The 14800-nt window shown below is 70.5% G+C and carries 13 protein-coding genes and 1 riboswitch; of the genes, 10 read left to right on the forward strand and 3 right to left on the reverse strand.

Going from position 1 to position 14800, the window contains the following annotated elements:
* Positions 1-208: 208 nt before the first annotated feature.
* The 3 genes from KGS77_RS22670 to KGS77_RS22680 all read left to right on the forward strand — a co-directional run bounded on the left by KGS77_RS22670 (position 209) and on the right by KGS77_RS22680 (position 3541).
* Positions 209-2068, forward strand: a complete 1860-nt coding sequence (locus tag KGS77_RS22670) for an RDD family protein (RefSeq protein WP_242584809.1) — start codon at positions 209-211, stop codon at positions 2066-2068.
* A gap of 150 nt (positions 2069-2218) precedes the next feature.
* Positions 2219-2938, forward strand: a complete 720-nt coding sequence (locus KGS77_RS22675) for an RDD family protein (RefSeq protein ID WP_242584813.1) — start codon at positions 2219-2221, stop codon at positions 2936-2938.
* Between the two features lie 90 nt (positions 2939-3028).
* Positions 3029-3541: an RDD family protein gene (locus KGS77_RS22680; RefSeq protein WP_242584815.1), complete on the forward strand. Its 513-nt coding sequence runs from the start codon at positions 3029-3031 to the stop codon at positions 3539-3541.
* 9 nt (positions 3542-3550) lie between these two features.
* On the opposite strand, the gene KGS77_RS22685 is transcribed toward KGS77_RS22680, so the two are convergent.
* Complete coding sequence (locus KGS77_RS22685) at positions 3551-3898, reverse strand: hypothetical protein (protein WP_242584817.1); 348 nt, start codon at positions 3896-3898, stop codon at positions 3551-3553.
* Positions 3899-4340: 442 nt separating this feature from the next.
* Between KGS77_RS22685 and KGS77_RS22690 the strand changes: the two genes are divergently transcribed.
* Both KGS77_RS22690 and KGS77_RS22695 read left to right on the forward strand, forming a co-directional pair.
* On the forward strand, positions 4341-6746 hold the full coding sequence (locus KGS77_RS22690) for an immune inhibitor A domain-containing protein (RefSeq protein ID WP_242584819.1): 2406 nt from the start codon (positions 4341-4343) through the stop codon (positions 6744-6746).
* Between the two features lie 255 nt (positions 6747-7001).
* Positions 7002-7274 carry a hypothetical protein gene (locus tag KGS77_RS22695; protein WP_242587625.1) on the forward strand — a complete coding sequence of 91 codons (273 nt, stop codon included), beginning with the start codon at positions 7002-7004 and terminating at the stop codon, positions 7272-7274.
* Between the two features lie 88 nt (positions 7275-7362).
* Here KGS77_RS22695 and KGS77_RS22700 read toward each other — a convergent pair whose 3' ends face one another.
* Positions 7363-7959 carry an isochorismatase family protein gene (locus KGS77_RS22700; RefSeq protein WP_242584821.1) on the reverse strand — a complete coding sequence of 199 codons (597 nt, stop codon included), beginning with the start codon at positions 7957-7959 and terminating at the stop codon, positions 7363-7365.
* 159 nt (positions 7960-8118) lie between these two features.
* The gene (locus KGS77_RS22705) at positions 8119-9447 is read right to left on the reverse strand and encodes a nicotinate phosphoribosyltransferase (protein WP_242584823.1); all 1329 of its coding nucleotides are present in this window, start codon (positions 9445-9447) and stop codon (positions 8119-8121) included.
* A gap of 254 nt (positions 9448-9701) precedes the next feature.
* Here KGS77_RS22705 and clpS point away from each other — a divergent pair, with 254 nt between their 5' ends.
* The 5 genes from clpS (at position 9702) to KGS77_RS22730 (ending at position 14676) form a co-directional block, all read left to right on the forward strand.
* Complete coding sequence (gene clpS, locus KGS77_RS22710; RefSeq protein WP_242587626.1) at positions 9702-9995, forward strand: ATP-dependent Clp protease adapter ClpS; 294 nt, start codon at positions 9702-9704, stop codon at positions 9993-9995.
* Positions 9995-10642 carry a DUF2017 domain-containing protein gene (locus tag KGS77_RS22715; RefSeq protein WP_242584826.1) on the forward strand — a complete coding sequence of 216 codons (648 nt, stop codon included), beginning with the start codon at positions 9995-9997 and terminating at the stop codon, positions 10640-10642. Before clpS ends, KGS77_RS22715 begins: the two co-directional genes overlap by 1 nt.
* Before the next feature lie 622 nt (positions 10643-11264).
* Positions 11265-12749, forward strand: coding sequence for an amino acid permease (locus KGS77_RS22720; RefSeq protein ID WP_242584828.1), 1485 nt, complete (start codon positions 11265-11267; stop codon positions 12747-12749).
* Between the two features lie 207 nt (positions 12750-12956).
* On the forward strand, positions 12957-13382 hold the full coding sequence (locus KGS77_RS22725; protein ID WP_242584830.1) for a M67 family metallopeptidase: 426 nt from the start codon (positions 12957-12959) through the stop codon (positions 13380-13382).
* 106 nt (positions 13383-13488) lie between these two features.
* Positions 13489-13563: riboswitch (cobalamin riboswitch) on the forward strand.
* A 60-nt stretch (positions 13564-13623) separates the two neighbouring features.
* Complete coding sequence (locus KGS77_RS22730) at positions 13624-14676, forward strand: ABC transporter substrate-binding protein (RefSeq protein WP_242584832.1); 1053 nt, start codon at positions 13624-13626, stop codon at positions 14674-14676.
* Positions 14677-14800: the final 124 nt, after the last annotated feature.

A 14800-nucleotide genomic window follows, 5' to 3' on the forward strand; every position in this document is an offset into this window, starting at 1 on the left:
GTACATGGATAGAGGCCATACCCGCGGGGCCATTACGCGACTTCGTACAACTTTTTTCGCGAACCCCTTCCAGGTGGTAGTGAGCGGGGACGGCCGCGGAGCCGGCCCCGGGTCTGATAGATGTGGACGCTGCGTTGCGGCAGACTGCACCTGAACCTGCCCCACCCAGCGCACACACCAGGCCGAGAACAGATACGGGACTTCGGACATGAGCGCCCCTACGTCAGGATCCGCCGGCGGCAGCCCCACGCCGGGCTTCTACCCGGACCCGTCCATCCCCGGCTACATCCGGTACTGGAGCGGTGCCGCGTGGGTGCCGGGCACGAGCCGCCCGGCGCCGGGCGAGGGGGAGCCGATGCCCGCGCCGCCCGCGGGCGTGGCGGTGGCGCCGCCCGCTCCGGCACCGGCGGCGGCCCCGGCGTCCGCACCGGTTACGGCCCCCGCACCGGCGGTGGAGGAGACCGGGCCGGTCTTCCTTGACGGGGAGGGCGAGCCGCAGGCCGCGGCGGACAGCGGGACCGGGAGGGAATCCGACGCCCGTCCCGCCGCCATCCCCTGGCAGGACCCGGCCCGGCCGTCCGCCGTGCGCCCCGCCGAACCGTCCCCGGCCTGGCAGGCGGACGCCTCGCAGCAGGAAGGCTTCGGCGGCGAGCAGGACCGGCGGATCTCCTGGGGCGCGCAGGGGGCCGGCCGGCCCGGTGAGGAGGCTTCCCCGGCGGTGCCGCCGCAGCGGGACGAGACCGGTGTCGCTCCTGCTGCCGGTGCTGCTGCCGGTGCCTCCGCCGCGTCCGCTGCGCCGTCCGTACCGTCGGCTTCGCCGTCTTCACCGGCTTCGGGCTCTTCGCCGTCCGCGTCCGACGGGCCGGACGCCCCGAGGTCGGACAGTACGGTCACCATCCGCGCGCTGGGGCGCGACCGGGACGCCGGCCCGCGTGAGAACACCGACAACAGGACGACCACGATCCGGGCGGTACGGGCCGAAGGGCCGGACGACGCCGGAGAGGGCGGTGCCGCCAAGAAGGGCGGCGAGACGATGTTCATCCGCCTCGGCTCCCGGGGCGAGGGAGGCGGGTCCGCGGCGCCCGGGATCACTGCCCCGCAGGTACTGCCCTCCGGCGGCGGCGCACGGCAGGCGCCCGGCAGGGCCGCCGCTCCGGACCAGCGCGTACCCGGACAGCCCGGGCCCGCCCGGCAGCCGGCCGCCGGCGGTCCGGCCGGCCGGACCACCGCGCAGCCTCAGCCGCAACCGCGGCCACCCGCGCAGCCGCAACCGCACTCCCAGGCGCTGCCCGGCCCGCAGATCCCGGCCGTCCCGGGCCCCGTACAGCCGGCTCCCACCGCCCCCGCCGCCCCCACGGCGCACGGCCCCCGGACGCCGGGCCCGGCCATGGCACCGCGGGGCGCGCCGCACGGGACCCCGCACGCCGCCGGATTCCCGCCGCACGGCAGCGCTCCGGCAACCCCCGGCCCGGTTCCCGGCGTCGGTGGTCCGGGCCCCGGTCCGGCGCAGGGCGGCGGCGCCCCCGAGGGCGTCATCCCCTGGAAGCCCCCGGTCAACGACCCGTTCGCGGCGGCGCGGGAGCAGGGCCGACCGGCCGGACTCGGCCGCCGGCTGCTGGCCCGGCTGATCGACACCCTCGTCCTGGGCGGCATCACCGGGGCCGTGGCCGTGCCGCTGTGGATCAAGGCCGGCGACCACATCGACGAGAAGGTCGAGGCGGCCAAGCAGTCCGGCCGGCAGGTCACGGTCTACCTCCTCGACGGTACGACCGCCCCCTACCTCGGCATCGTCCTGGCCACCCTGCTCGTCGCGGGCGTCCTCTACGACGCGCTGCCCACCGCCAAATGGGGCCGTACGCTCGGCAAGAAGCTGTGCGGCGTCAAGGTGCTGGACATCGAGGGGCACGACTCCCCGTCCTTCGGCGCCGCGCTGAAGCGCTGGCTGGTGTACGGCGTGCTCGGGGTACTGGCCGTCGGGATCGTCAACGTGGTGTGGTGCCTGTTCGACCGTCCGTGGCGGCAGTGCTGGCACGACAAGGCCGCGCGGACGTTCGTCGCCCAGGGCTGAGCGGCCCGGCGCGCCGCCTGATCCGGGCATCCGGTTCCGGGCGTCCGTTCTCGGGCGCCCGATCTCGGGCCTCGTCAACCGCAGTCCCGGCAGTCCCCCGAACGGCGCACGCCGGATGCGGCGGTCCGCCGCGCGGGTTCGACTCGGGCCATGAGCAGCGACCAGCCTGGGCCCGGATCCGGTGAACCGCCACAGGACGACCCGTTCCTGAAGAAGCCGGGGGAGCGGGAACCGCGTCCCCCGGCGGGCGCCCCGGCCGCGGGCTCCCCCTACGGTGGCTCCCCGTACGGTGGCGGCACGGACCCCGCGGGCCCGGCCGGCGGCGGCCCGTACGGTGGCGGCGGACCCGGTGGCGGCCCGTACGCCGACAACCACAACCCCTACGGCGGCGGGTACGGCATGCCCGATCCGCTCGCCGGTATGCCCCCGCTCGCGGGCCGCGGGCGGCGGCTGCTCGCCCGCATCATCGATTCCTTCATCATCTGCGTGACGGTCGGCTGGTTCATGACCTTCCTGGTGGGCGGGGTGGACTACACCAGCACCGACAGCGCGCAGGCCGCGCGGCAAGCCATGGTCTCCGGCATCACCATGCTCGCCTACCTGGTCTACGAAGGGCTGATGCTCACCAGCCGCGGCCAGACCCTCGGCAAGATGCTGATGAAGATCAGGGTGGCGATGCTGGCGGACGGGGCGGTACCGACCGGCCAGGCGGGCTGGACGCGCGCCGCCGTCTACACGCTGCCGGAGATCGTCCCCTGCTGCGGCTTCGTCTTCTGGCTCGTCAACGTCCTGTGGTGCACCTGGGACAAGCCGTACCAGCAGTGTCTGCACGACAAGGCGGTCAAGACCGTGGTGGTCTCCACCGCCTGACGGGCGCGGCATCTGACGGGCGCGGCACCCCCTCACGCACGGCGCCGCCGGGCCCTTCCCGCGCCGACGGGCGGCTGGTTGACTCCTCGTATGAGCAGCGACCAGCCGCCCGCCGCTTTACGAGGTGCCCCGGGCCCGGTCAAAGGGGCGCCGCCCCTCGCCTCGCTTGGACAGCGTTTCCTGGCCCGGCTGGTCGACCTGGTGGTGCTCTGCGTGCTGTGGATGCTGATGCTCGGCGTCACCGGCGCCACCCGTTACGCCGTGGAGCACCCCGGCAAGCAGGACGTCACCCGCAACATGATCGCCTCCGCGGCGGCCTTCCTCCTGTACTTCGTGTACGAGGGCGTGCTGCTGGCCCGCGGCGGTCAGACGCTGGGGAAGAAGCTGACCGGCATCCGGGTGGCGATGCTCGCCGACGGATCGGCGCCCGCGGGCCGGGGCTGGCTGAGAGCCGCGGTGTACGTCCTGCCGGGGCTGCTCACACCGTTCTTCGTCGGCACGCTCTTCTGGCTGCTCAACTCGCTGTGGTGCCTGTGGGACCGGCCGTACCAGCAGTGTCTGCACGACAAGGCGGCGCGGACCGTGGTGGTCCGTGCCGGATGAGTTCGGGTATCAGCGCGAGTGCTCGCCGACCCGGCCCGCCGCGGTGCCCGCCGGGTGCGCGCGCTGGCGGGATATGCGCTCGGTGCGCGGCGCGAGTACGGCGGTACGCGCCGGAGTGCGGGCGCCCGTCACCGTACGGCCGATCGTCACCGTACGCCGGCGTGCGGTCCCGGTACCACGGGCCGTCCGGGGCATGGGTGCGGTCATCGCCACGAGCAGACCGAGGCCGAGCCCGGCGATGGCGATGACGGCGATGCCGATTCCGGCCTGCGTCTGGGAGAGCAGCAGCATGGCGAGGGTCGAGAGGATGACGGTGGCCGAACCGTAGGCGAGCTGTGCGGCAGTCGGTCGAGGCATGACGGAGTCCGTCCTCAAAGGGTCGGTAAAGGGAGTCGGTCGACATGGCGCGCCGCCAATTGACTCTACGGTCCTTACTTCCCGAGGGGAACTGGCGGTAAGCGTGACCTAACCCACGGTCTCGGTGCATAGGGGGCGCACGGAATCACTCCAAGTTTGAACGGATGTGACCGGAGCGCCCGTTGACGTACGCGGGGCGCGTCACAGCGGACGAACGGCGGGCGTACGGAGCACATGGCAACGCCCGGTGCCCCGGTCCCGAAGCTTCGCGCCCGAAGCTCTGCGCCGGGGCCCTGCACCTCGTACCCGGGGCCCGGCAGCCGTAATCGGAGGGCCCGGTACCGTACGCGGCTGTCGTGCCCAAGTCAAGATCTGTTTTTTCGTCTCCCTTTCCGGTCCAATGCCCTCGAACAACGACCACTTCGAGGGGAGACCGCGCCAAGTGAGAGAACAGAAGAGGGTGTTCAGACCGGTCGCCCTGATCACGGCAGCAGCCGCGATCGGGGCGTCCGCTTTGTCGACCGGGCTGGCCCAGGCCGATAGCGTACGGCCGTTCGCGTCCGTCCAGCGACAGGACCCCACCTCCTCCGCCCAGCGGGCCGTGGACCACGATCTCAAGGGCCCCTACAGCGAACAGCAGACCGCACAGCGCAAGGAAGCGCTCCAGCAGGTGCTGTCCGGTGACGCCGAGGCGGAGCGGCGCGGCGCCTCCGAGGTCGTCAAGCTGACCAAGGGCAAGGACAAGGGCAAGTACGTCGAACTGGCACGGAAGAAGACCGACCGGATCTTCACGATCCTGGCCGACTTCGGCGACAAGGTCGACGACACCACGATGTACGACCCGGACGGCGACGGACCCAAGCCGCCCGTCAAGAAGTACGGTGGCCGGCCCGGCCCCGCGCACAACCAGATAGCCAAGCCCGACCGGGCGAAGGACAACAGCACCGCGTGGCAGAAGGACTACAACCGCGCGCACTTCCAGGACCTGTACTTCTCGCACGACAAGAAGAAGGAGTCCCTGGCCAAGTACTACGAGAAGCAGTCCTCGGGCCGCTACTCCGTGGCCGGCCAGGTCTCCGACTGGGTCCGCGTGCCCTGGAACGAGGCGCGGTACGGCTCCAACTACTGCGGCTCCACCAACTGCCCCAGCGCCTGGGACCTGGTCCGTGACGGCGTCAACCAGTGGGTCAAGGACCAGAAGGCCAAGGGCCGCACCGACGCCCAGATCAAGGCCGACCTGTCCACGTACGACCAGTGGGACCGCTACGACCACGACGGCGACGGCAACTTCAACGAGCCCGACGGTTACATCGACCACTTCCAGATCGTGCACGCGGGCGAGGACGAGTCCGCGGGCGGCGGCGCGCAGGGCACCGACGCCATCTGGGCGCACCGCTGGTACGCGTACGGCTCGGACTCCGGCAAGACCGGCCCGGCCGGCAACAAGGCCGGCGGTACCCAGATCGGGGACACCGGCATATGGGTCGGCGACTACACGATGCAGCCGGAGAACGGCGGACTGGGCGTCTTCGCCCACGAGTACGGCCACGACCTGGGCCTGCCCGACGAGTACGACACCACCGGCAAGGGTGAGTCCTCGGTGGAGTACTGGTCGCTGATGTCCTCCGGCTCCTGGCTCGGCCGCGGCAAGGACACCATCGGCGACCTCCCCGGCGACATGAGCGCCTGGGACAAGCTCCAGCTCGGCTGGCTCAACTACGCCAAGGCCAAGGCCGGCAAGAAGTCCACGCACAAGCTGGGCGTCGCCGAGTACAACACCAAGAACAAGCAGGCCCTGGTGGTCGAACTGCCCGCCAAGACCCGTACCACCGAGATCGTCAAGCCGGCCGAGGGCGCCACGCAGTGGTGGAGCGGCATGGGTGACGACCTGAAGAACACCCTGACGCGCCCGGTGGACCTCACCGGGAAGAAGCAGGCGTCCCTCACGCTCAAGGGCTGGTGGGACATCGAGGAGAACTACGACTACCTGTACGCCGAGGTGTCCACCGACGGCGGCGCCAACTGGACCCCGCTGGACGGCACCGCCGACGGCAAGGCCATCGGCCGGGACGGCAGCAACCAGCCCGCGCTGAGCGGCACGTCGGGCGCGTACAAGGACCTCGTCTACCCGCTGGACGCCTACGCGGGCAAGAAGTTCGACCTCCGCTTCCGCTACCGGACCGACGGCGGCACCTCGCTGAAGGGCTTCGCGGCCGACACCGTCGCCGTCGTCGCCGACGGCAAGCCGCTGTTCACCGACAACGCCGAGAGCGGCGACAACGGCTGGACGGCCAAGGGCTTCTCGCGGATCGGCGCCTCGTTCACCAAGAGCTACCCGCAGTACTACATCGCCGAGAACCGCCGGTACGTCTCCTACGACAAGACCCTCAAGTCCGGCCCGTACAACTTCGGCTTCCCCGACCGCCGCGGCTGGGTCGAGCACTTCCCCTATCAGGATGGCGTGCTGCTCTGGCTGTGGGACACCTCCCAGCCGGACAACAACGTCAGCCAGCACCCGGGCCACGGGCTGATCCTCCCGGTGGACGCCCACCCCAAGGCCGAGAAGTGGGCCGACGGCAAGGTGATGTCCAACCGCTTCCAGGCGTACGACTCGACCTTCGGCCGGGACCGCACGGACGCGCTGACGCTCCACAAGGGCGGCCAGACCAGCAAGATCAAGTCCAAGCCCGGGGTGACGGTCTTCGACGACCACAAGGGTGTCTACACCGACCCGGAGAACCCGACCGGTGGCGTGACCGTTGCTGACACCAACACCCGCATCAGGATCCTCAAGGAAGCCCATGACGGCTCCACGGTGATCCTCCAGGTGGGTCCCTCCACCCGGTAATCAGTAGAACCGCAGGTCAGATGCGAATCGGCCGTCGCCCACTAGCGGGCGGCGGCCGTTCGCGTTTAGATGCACCCAGCGATTCCTTGTTGACGAAACGTCTCGCGGGGGAGCTATGGGGTGATGTCCATGACCGGTGGCTCCGGCAGGTCCGGTGGCTCCGGCGGTACCGGTGGTACTGGTGGTGGATCCGGTCGTACTGGTGGTGGTTCCGGTGGGGGCTCGGGGTTCGCCAGGCTCCCGGGCGGGAGCGTGGTGGTCGCCCTCTCGCTGCCCAGGCCCGACGGCGGCAGCCGCCGCGTACGCGTCCTGGTGCACGCCGTGAACCGCCAGCGCGCCCTGACCAGGCTGCGCAACCTCGGTCTGCGCTCGGTCTACCTGCGCGGCAACACCCAGCCGCCGACCCCGGACGAGATCACCGCCGTACTGCACCACCCCGACGGGCTGGTCTGGCGCGCGGCACCGGAGGACGACACGGAGTCCTGGCACCCGATAACCGCCCTGCTGCGGCCCGCGGCACACACCTGAACAGCTTGGGCTCCCGAACAGCTTGGGCTCCGGTCCGCACCGCGTTGCCGGGTCCCGTCCCGCCAAAGGTCGGGTCGCCAAGGGGCGGTCAGTCCGTGATGAGCACCGGCTTCCCGGACAGTTCCACCGCCGCCTGCTGGAGCTCCTTGAGCGCCGCCTCGGTCGTCCGCCGGGCCACCCCCGCCGTCAGGTCCAGCAGCACCTGCGTGCGGAAACCTTCCCGTACGGCATCCAGGGCCGTGGCCCGTACGCAGTGATCGGTGGCGATCCCGACCACGTCCACCTCGCTCACACGGTGGTCGCGCAGCCAGTCCGCGAGCAGCCGGCCATTCTCGTCCGCCCCCTCGAAGCCGCTGTACGCGGCGGTGTGGGCGCCCTTGTCGAAGACCGCGTCGACGGCGCCCGAGGCGACGGCCGGCGCGAAGTTGGGATGGAAGCCGCCGCCCTCCGTGCCCGCCACGCAGTGGACCGGCCACGAATGCTCGTAGTCCGGCCGGTCGGAGAAGTGGTCGCCCGGATCGATGTGGTGGTCACGGGTCGCCACGACGTGCCGGTAGCAGCTCCCGGCCGCCTGCCCCACCAGGTCCGTGATGGCGGCGGCGACGTCCGCACCTCCCGCCACCGCGAGGCTGCCGCCCTCACAGAAGTCGTTCTGCACATCGACGACGATCAATGCCCGGTGCATGGTGCAGGCCTTTCGGCTGGAAATCATAAGGATGGGCGCGGGGTATGTGACCGAGGGTAGCCACTGCACCGCTTTTAGGGGAGTGGGCACTTGGGCCCCGCGGGAGCGCGCGGCGCGGACTCCCGAGCGGAACCCGGCGCTCCGCCCGGGCCCGCGCCCTCAGGCGTACTCGGTGGGCAGCACGGCCTCGCCGCGCGAGAGCTGCATCGCCGACATCGGCAGCCCCGCCAGCGCGGCGGTGTGCCGCTCGCGGGCGGCCTCCAGCGGCTCGCGGGCCACCACCCGCCCCTCGCGCACCAGCGGCACCGCCAGCTCCCGCCCGGCCAGCTCCGGCGGCACCGGCCCCGTGCCGATGACCTCCGCCTCGGCGATCCCGTCCTCGTCCAGCCGCCGCGCGGACCACTTCCGGCCGCCGAGCGAGGTCTTGGCGCCCATCGACTTCTTGGCCACCGGCCGCAGCGGGGCGTCCGGATCGTCGCTGTCGGCGCGCGCCACGAGCTTGTAGACCATCGAACAGGTGGGGTGGCCGCTGCCGGTCACGACCTGGGTGCCGACGCCGTAGGCGTCCACCGGCGCGGCGGCCAGCGAGGCGATGGCGTACTCGTCCAGGTCGCTGGTCACCACGATCTTGGTGTTCTTGGCGCCCAGCTCGTCCAACTGCTGGCGCACCCGGTGCGCGAGCAGCAGCAGGTCGCCGGAGTCGATCCGTACGGCGCCCAGGCCCGGACCCGCCACCTCCACGGCCGTACGGACCGCCTCGGCCACGTCGTAGGTGTCCACGAGCAGGGTCGTACCGCTGCCCAGCGACTCGACCTGCGCGGTGAAGGCGTCCCGCTCGCTGTCGTGCAAAAGAGTGAAGGCGTGTGCGCTGGTGCCGACGGTGGGAATGTTGTAGCGGAAGCCGGCCGCCAGGTCGGAGGTGGAGTGGAAGCCGCCGACGTACGCCGCGCGGGCCGCGGCCACCGCGGACAGCTCATGGGTGCGCCGGGCGCCCATCTCGATCAGCGGGCGGTCACCTGCCGCCACGGCCATACGGGAGGCCGCCGCGGCCACCGCCGAGTCGTGGTTGAGGATCGAGAGGATCACCGTCTCCAGCAGCACCGCCTCGGCGAAGGTGCCCTCCACCCGCATGACGGGGGAGCCGGGGAAGTAGACCTCGCCCTCCGGATAGCCCCAAATGTCGCCGCGGAAGCGGAAGTCGGCCAGCCAGGAGAGCGTGGGCTCGTCGAGGATGCCGCGGCCCCGCAGGAAGTCCAGGATCGTCGGGTCGAAGCGGAAGTTCTCCACCGCGTCCAGGACCCGGCCCGTACCGGCCACCACGCCGTAGCGGCGGCCTTCGGGCAGGCGGCGGGTGAAGACCTCGAAGACCGAGCGGCGCTCGGCGGTCCCGCCGCGCAGCGCCGCCTGCAGCATGGTGAGTTCGTACTGGTCGGTGAAGAGCGCAGTCGACGGCACGGCCACCGGCAGCCCCAGGTCTGCTGTGTTCATGCGGAAATGCTACCCCCGTTACTCGTCACTCTGACGATTTCCCTGGGCCGTTTGTCCCCGGGCCGTTTGTGCGATGCCCCACTGTGGGTGGCAGCATGGGGAAGGTGAGCGCCCACCTGTCACCCACCGCCGTCATCGCGTCGCCGCAGCACTGCGCGCTCAGCGTGCCCACAGAACTCGGCTTGCCCGCGGAACTGCACGTTCCCGCGGAACTGCGCTTCCCCGCGGGACTGCGCTTCCCCGCGGAACTCAGCGTGCCCACGGAGATCGAGCGCCCCGAGGCCGGTGAGGCACCCGTGGAGGCGCTGGAACCGGACCTCCCCTGGGTCACGGTCGTGCACAACGACCCGGTCAACCTCATGAGCTACGTGGCGTACGTGTTCCAGTCCTACTTCGGCTACTCAAAGGACAAGGCCCGCCAACTCATGCTCGACGTCCATCACAAGGGCCGCGCGGTGGTCTCCAGCGGCAGCCGCGAAGAAATGGAGCGCGACGTGCAGGCCATGCACGGCTACGGCCTGTGGGCGACCCTTCAGCAGGACCGCTGATGGCCGGCCACTTCGAGCCCCTGCCGGGCGGCGGTGCCGCCGCCCCCCTCGACGAGGTCGAGATCTCCATCCTGCGCAGCCTGGCCGTACAGCTCCTGGAGCTGATCGGGCCCGGCGAGGAGCCCGTCGAGAACGAGGACCCGCTCGCCGCGCTCTTCTCGGAGGGCCCCAGCGAGCCGCCCTCCGACCCGGCGCTGGCCCGCCTCTTCCCCGACGCGTACGGCGGCCCCGACGTCGTCCCGGACGACGACACCCACGCCGCCTCCGCGGAGTTCCGCCGCTACACGGAGAACGACCTCCGCGCCCGCAAACGCGAGGACGCCCTCGCCGTCGTACGGGCCCTGGACGCCCTCCTCCCCGACGGCAGAACCCCCACGGCCTCCGAAACCGCCACCCACAGCCCCAGCGCCCCCACCGGCCCCGGCGGCGCGGTACTCCGCCTCAAGCCGGACGAGAGCCGCCAGTGGCTCGGTGCCCTCAACGACCTCCGCCTGGCCATCGGCACCCGCCTGGAAGTCACCGACGAGGACGACGGCGGCGAACTCCTCCGCCTCCCCGACGCCGACCCCCGCAAGCCCATGGTCATGGCCTACCTGTGGCTGGGCGCCCTCCAGGAGTCCCTGGTGGAAACCCTCCTCCCCGACTAACCCCCCGCTCCCCTAGAAGCCACCCACCCCACTCCCCAAGCCCCCACCCGCCCGAAGCGAGCCACTCCGCCCGGGCAGCGCCACTCCGGCGCGGGGCCACTACTCCGCCCGGAGGGCGCCACTCCGGCAATTGGAGAGCGCTGCTCCGATGCGAGATCAGCGCTCCGGTTCCAGTTCACCGTTCCGGTTCAAGATCACCGCTCCGATACGAGATCACCGCTCCGATGCGAGATCACTGCTCCGGTTCGAGTTCACCGTTCCGATTCGAGATCAGTGCTCCCGGAGCGAGAGCGCTGCTCCGAATCGGGTTGCCTGATCTTGATCGTTCGTTCAACGAACGCTTACATCCGGATAACGATCGCATCACCGGGGCGGTGGGTGTTCCTGCCTGTTTCTGGGAGATGTCCCATTTTGTGGGTGTTTTTTCGGGAGCTTGATCCAAGTCATCACTGGTCGACATCCAAGCTGCCGTGATAGATGTTCACGACCTGCCGTGAGTGACGCCACCCCTGTCGCTGCGGGAGCGCTGAGCCGACCGACCGTCGGCGTGCAGGACTCCATCCGGGGGGATCGGGACCCGATCCGGAAGATCCGGGTCGGAATGGAGAAAGGCGCACCACTCATGACCTCAGTGCAGGTCGACAAGCAACACGACGGCAACGAGGCCGCAGGTTCCGCCCCGGAAGAGGGCTACCAGCGGGGTCTGGGCAACCGACAGATCCAGATGATCGCCATTGGTGGCGCCATCGGAACGGGCCTGTTCCTCGGAGCGGGCAAGGCGATCTCCAAGGCCGGCCCCAGCATCATCCTCGCCTACGCGATCGTGGGCCTGGTCATCTTCTTCATCATGCGGGCCCTGGGCGAGCTGCTCATGTACCGGCCGGTGTCGGGTTCCTTCTCGGAGTACGCCCGCGAGTTCCTCGGCCCGTTCATGGGGTTTGTGACCGGCTGGACGTACTGGCTCTTCTGGGTCGTCACCGGCATCACGGAAGTGACCGCAGCGGCCACCTATGTGCAGTACTGGAACAAGGGCATACCTCAATGGGCCGCCGCGCTGGTCTTCACGGTGGCGCTCTTCGGCATCAACCTGATCTCCGTCAAGCTCTTCGGTGAGCTGGAGTTCTGGTTCTCGATGGTCAAGGTCACCGCGATCATCGGCATGATCCTCATCGGTCTCGGCGTGATCATCCTGGGCTTCTCCGACGCCGGTGACACCGCTTCCTTCAGCCTCCTGTGGTCCGACGGCGGATTCTTCCCCAAGGGCATCGGCGGGACGCTGATGACCCTGCAGATCGTGATGTTCGCCTTCCTCGCCGTCGAGCTCGTCGGCGTCACCGCGGGCGAGGCGACCAACCCCAAGAAGGTCCTTCCGCAGGCCATCAACACCGTGCCGTGGCGGATCGGCCTCTTCTACATCGGCGCGCTCATCATCATCCTGTCCGTCGTGAGCTGGACGGTCTTCGAGCCGGGCGTCAGCCCCTTCGTCGCCGCCTTCGCCAAGATCGGCCTCCCGGCGGGCGCGGGCATCGTCAACTTCGTGGTGCTCACCGCCGCGCTCTCCTCGGCCAACTCCGGCATGTACTCCACCGGCCGGATGCTGCGCGACCTGGCCCTCAACGGCCAGGGCCCCAAGCTCTTCACCTACCTGAGCAAGAACGGCCTGCCGACCCGCGGTACCGCCGTCTCGGTGGCGATGATGCTGGTCGGCGTCTGGATCAACTACCAGTGGCCGGGCGAGGCGTTCAACTACGTCGTCTCCTTCGCGACCATCTCCGGTATGTGGGCCTGGGTCGTCATCCTGCTCTCCCAGCTCCGCTACCGCGCCAAGGCCAACCGCGGCGAGCTGCCGCAGTCCGAGTTCAAGGCACCCGGTGCCCCCTACACCTCGATCTTCGCGCTGGCCTTCATCGCCATGGTCGTCGTGATGATGGGTGTCGACAAGGACGCCCGGATCTCGCTGTACGCGGCTCCGGTCTGGGCGCTGATCCTCGGCGTCGGCTACCTGGCCCTGCGGTCCCGTAACCCCGACGCCTTCGCCGCGGGCAAGGGCGGCGACCGGGCAGGCCAGACGGGTCAGGAGGCCGTGAAGCGGGGTACGAAGGGCTGACGCCCGCCCGACGCCCGCCCGACGCCCGCCCGAACCCCACCTGGTGCCCGCCGGATGCGCGCAGGTACCTGCCGGTACCTGTCGGGCATCCGTCGCCACCCGCCCCTCTCGCGCCTTTGTCCAGCATGCGGGCCCGTACGTACCACCCCTCGGTACGTACGGGCCCGTCCGGCTCTCCGCCCCCGACGCCCTCTTATTCTTGGCGCCATGCTGACCCTCACCAAGGCCCTGTACGACCAGATCGTCGAGCACGCCCGCCAGGACCACCCCGACGAGGCGTGCGGCGTGGTCGCGGGCCCGGCCGGCAGCGGCCGTCCCGAGCGGTTCATCCCCATGCTCAACGCCGCCCGCTCGCCCACCTTCTACGAGTTCGACTCCGCCGACCTGCTCAAGCTCTACCGCGAGATGGACGACCGGGACGAGGAGCCCGTGATCATCTATCACTCGCACACCGCGACCGAGGCATACCCCTCCCGTACGGACATCTCCTACGCCAACGAGCCGGGCGCCCACTACGTCCTGGTCTCCACCGCCGACACCGATGACGCCGGCCCCTTCCAGTTCCGCTCGTTCCGCATCGTGGACGGCGTGATCACGGAGGAAGACGTCGAGGTCGTGGACGCGTACGCCTGAGCGCTCCGAGACAGCGGCGCTCTGAGACAGCGGTGTCCTGAGACAGCGGTGTTCTGAGACAGCGGCGCTCTGAGAGACTGGGCGCATCATCCCGGGCGGCAGGACCCAGGAACCCGGTGCGAATCCGGGACGGTCCCGCCACTGTGACCGGGCTCCTCGCGAGCCCGTGAGTCAGGAACTGACCTGCCGCCTCTCAGCACCGACCAGGGGACGCGGATCCCCCGGAGGAGGCACGGCCAGCATGTCCCGGCGTCGTACGTTCATCGCCGCCGCCCTGCTCGTCCCGCTCACGGCCTGCGGTACCCCGCAGTCCGGCGACGACGGCAAGGCGCCCACCGCCAAGAAGGCGGGCTTCCCGTACACCGTCACCAACTGTGGCGTACGGACCACCTTCAAGGCCCCGCCCGAGCGCGTCGTCACGATGAACCAGCACGTCACCGAGGTGATGCTGGCCCTCGGTCTCAAGGACCGGCTGGTCGGCACCGCCTACCTCGACGACAAGGTGCTGCCGCGCTTCGAGAAGGACTACAAGAGCGTCAAGGTCCTCGCCGCCAAATACCCGTCGTACGAGACGCTGCTCGGCGCCAACCCCGACTTCGTCTACGGCGGCTATGCCAGCGCCTTCGACAAGCAGGAGGGCCGCGACCGGGCCGATCTGGAGAAGGCCGGGATCGCCACCCGCATGAACGTGGAGGGCTGCCCCGGCGGCAAGGCCACCGGCATGGCGCGGCTCCGCCAGGAGATCCGGGAGACCGGCGCCACCTTCGGCGTCCCCGAGCGCGCCGAGGCGCTGATCAAGGAGGCCGACGCCGCGATCGCCGGCACCGAGAAGGCGCTCAAGGGCGTCCGGCCGCTCCGTACGGTGGTGTACGACAGCGGCGACACCGCGGCCTTCACCGCCGGCGGCAAGGGCATCGGCAACGAGATCATCGGCCTGGCGGGCGGCGAGAACGTCTTCGCCGACCTGGACCGGACCTTCGGGGACGTCTCCTGGGAGCAGGTCGTCCAGCGCAGGCCGGAGGTCATCCTCATCTACGACTACGGCGGTACGAGCGTGGCCGCCAAGAAGAAGCGCCTCCTGGAGGACCCGGCGCTCGCCGACGTCCCCGCCGTGAAGAACAAGCGCTTCGCGGTGCTGCCGCTGTCCAGTGTGGTGCTGGGTGTACGTGTCCCCGACGCGGTCGACGCCCTGGCCCGGCAACTGCACCCCGAGGCCTTCAAGAAGCCGGTCGCCGGTGAGAAGACCGCGGCGGACGCAGCGGAGACGGCCACAGCGGAAACGGCTCGGCGGTGACCCGCGGGACACCGGCGTCGACGCCCGCACCGGCTCCGGCACAGACACCGCCCCAGGCGTCGGCCCCCGCACCGTCCCACGCACCCGCACCGGCACCGGCACCACCCCACGCACCCGCACCGCG

It is taken from the genome of Streptomyces sp. MST-110588 (assembly GCF_022695595.1).
Classification (GTDB): Bacteria; Actinomycetota; Actinomycetes; order Streptomycetales; family Streptomycetaceae; genus Streptomyces.

Bases quoted from the DNA above. Each gene is read 5' to 3' on its own strand.
- KGS77_RS22705 (WP_242584823.1), bottom strand. From the start codon at position 9,447: ATGAACACAGCAGACCTGGGGCTGCCGGTGGCCGTGCCGTCGACTGCG.
- KGS77_RS22675 (WP_242584813.1), top strand. From the start codon at position 2,219: ATGAGCAGCGACCAGCCTGGGCCCGGATCCGGTGAACCGCCACAGGAC.
- KGS77_RS22700 (WP_242584821.1), bottom strand. From the start codon at position 7,959: ATGCACCGGGCATTGATCGTCGTCGATGTGCAGAACGACTTCTGTGAG.
- KGS77_RS22725 (WP_242584830.1), top strand. From the start codon at position 12,957: ATGCTGACCCTCACCAAGGCCCTGTACGACCAGATCGTCGAGCACGCC.
- KGS77_RS22715 (WP_242584826.1), top strand. From the start codon at position 9,995: ATGGCCGGCCACTTCGAGCCCCTGCCGGGCGGCGGTGCCGCCGCCCCC.
- KGS77_RS22685 (WP_242584817.1), bottom strand. From the start codon at position 3,898: ATGCCTCGACCGACTGCCGCACAGCTCGCCTACGGTTCGGCCACCGTC.
- KGS77_RS22680 (WP_242584815.1), top strand. From the start codon at position 3,029: ATGAGCAGCGACCAGCCGCCCGCCGCTTTACGAGGTGCCCCGGGCCCG.
- KGS77_RS22730 (WP_242584832.1), top strand. From the start codon at position 13,624: ATGTCCCGGCGTCGTACGTTCATCGCCGCCGCCCTGCTCGTCCCGCTC.
- KGS77_RS22670 (WP_242584809.1), top strand. From the start codon at position 209: ATGAGCGCCCCTACGTCAGGATCCGCCGGCGGCAGCCCCACGCCGGGC.
- KGS77_RS22720 (WP_242584828.1), top strand. From the start codon at position 11,265: ATGACCTCAGTGCAGGTCGACAAGCAACACGACGGCAACGAGGCCGCA.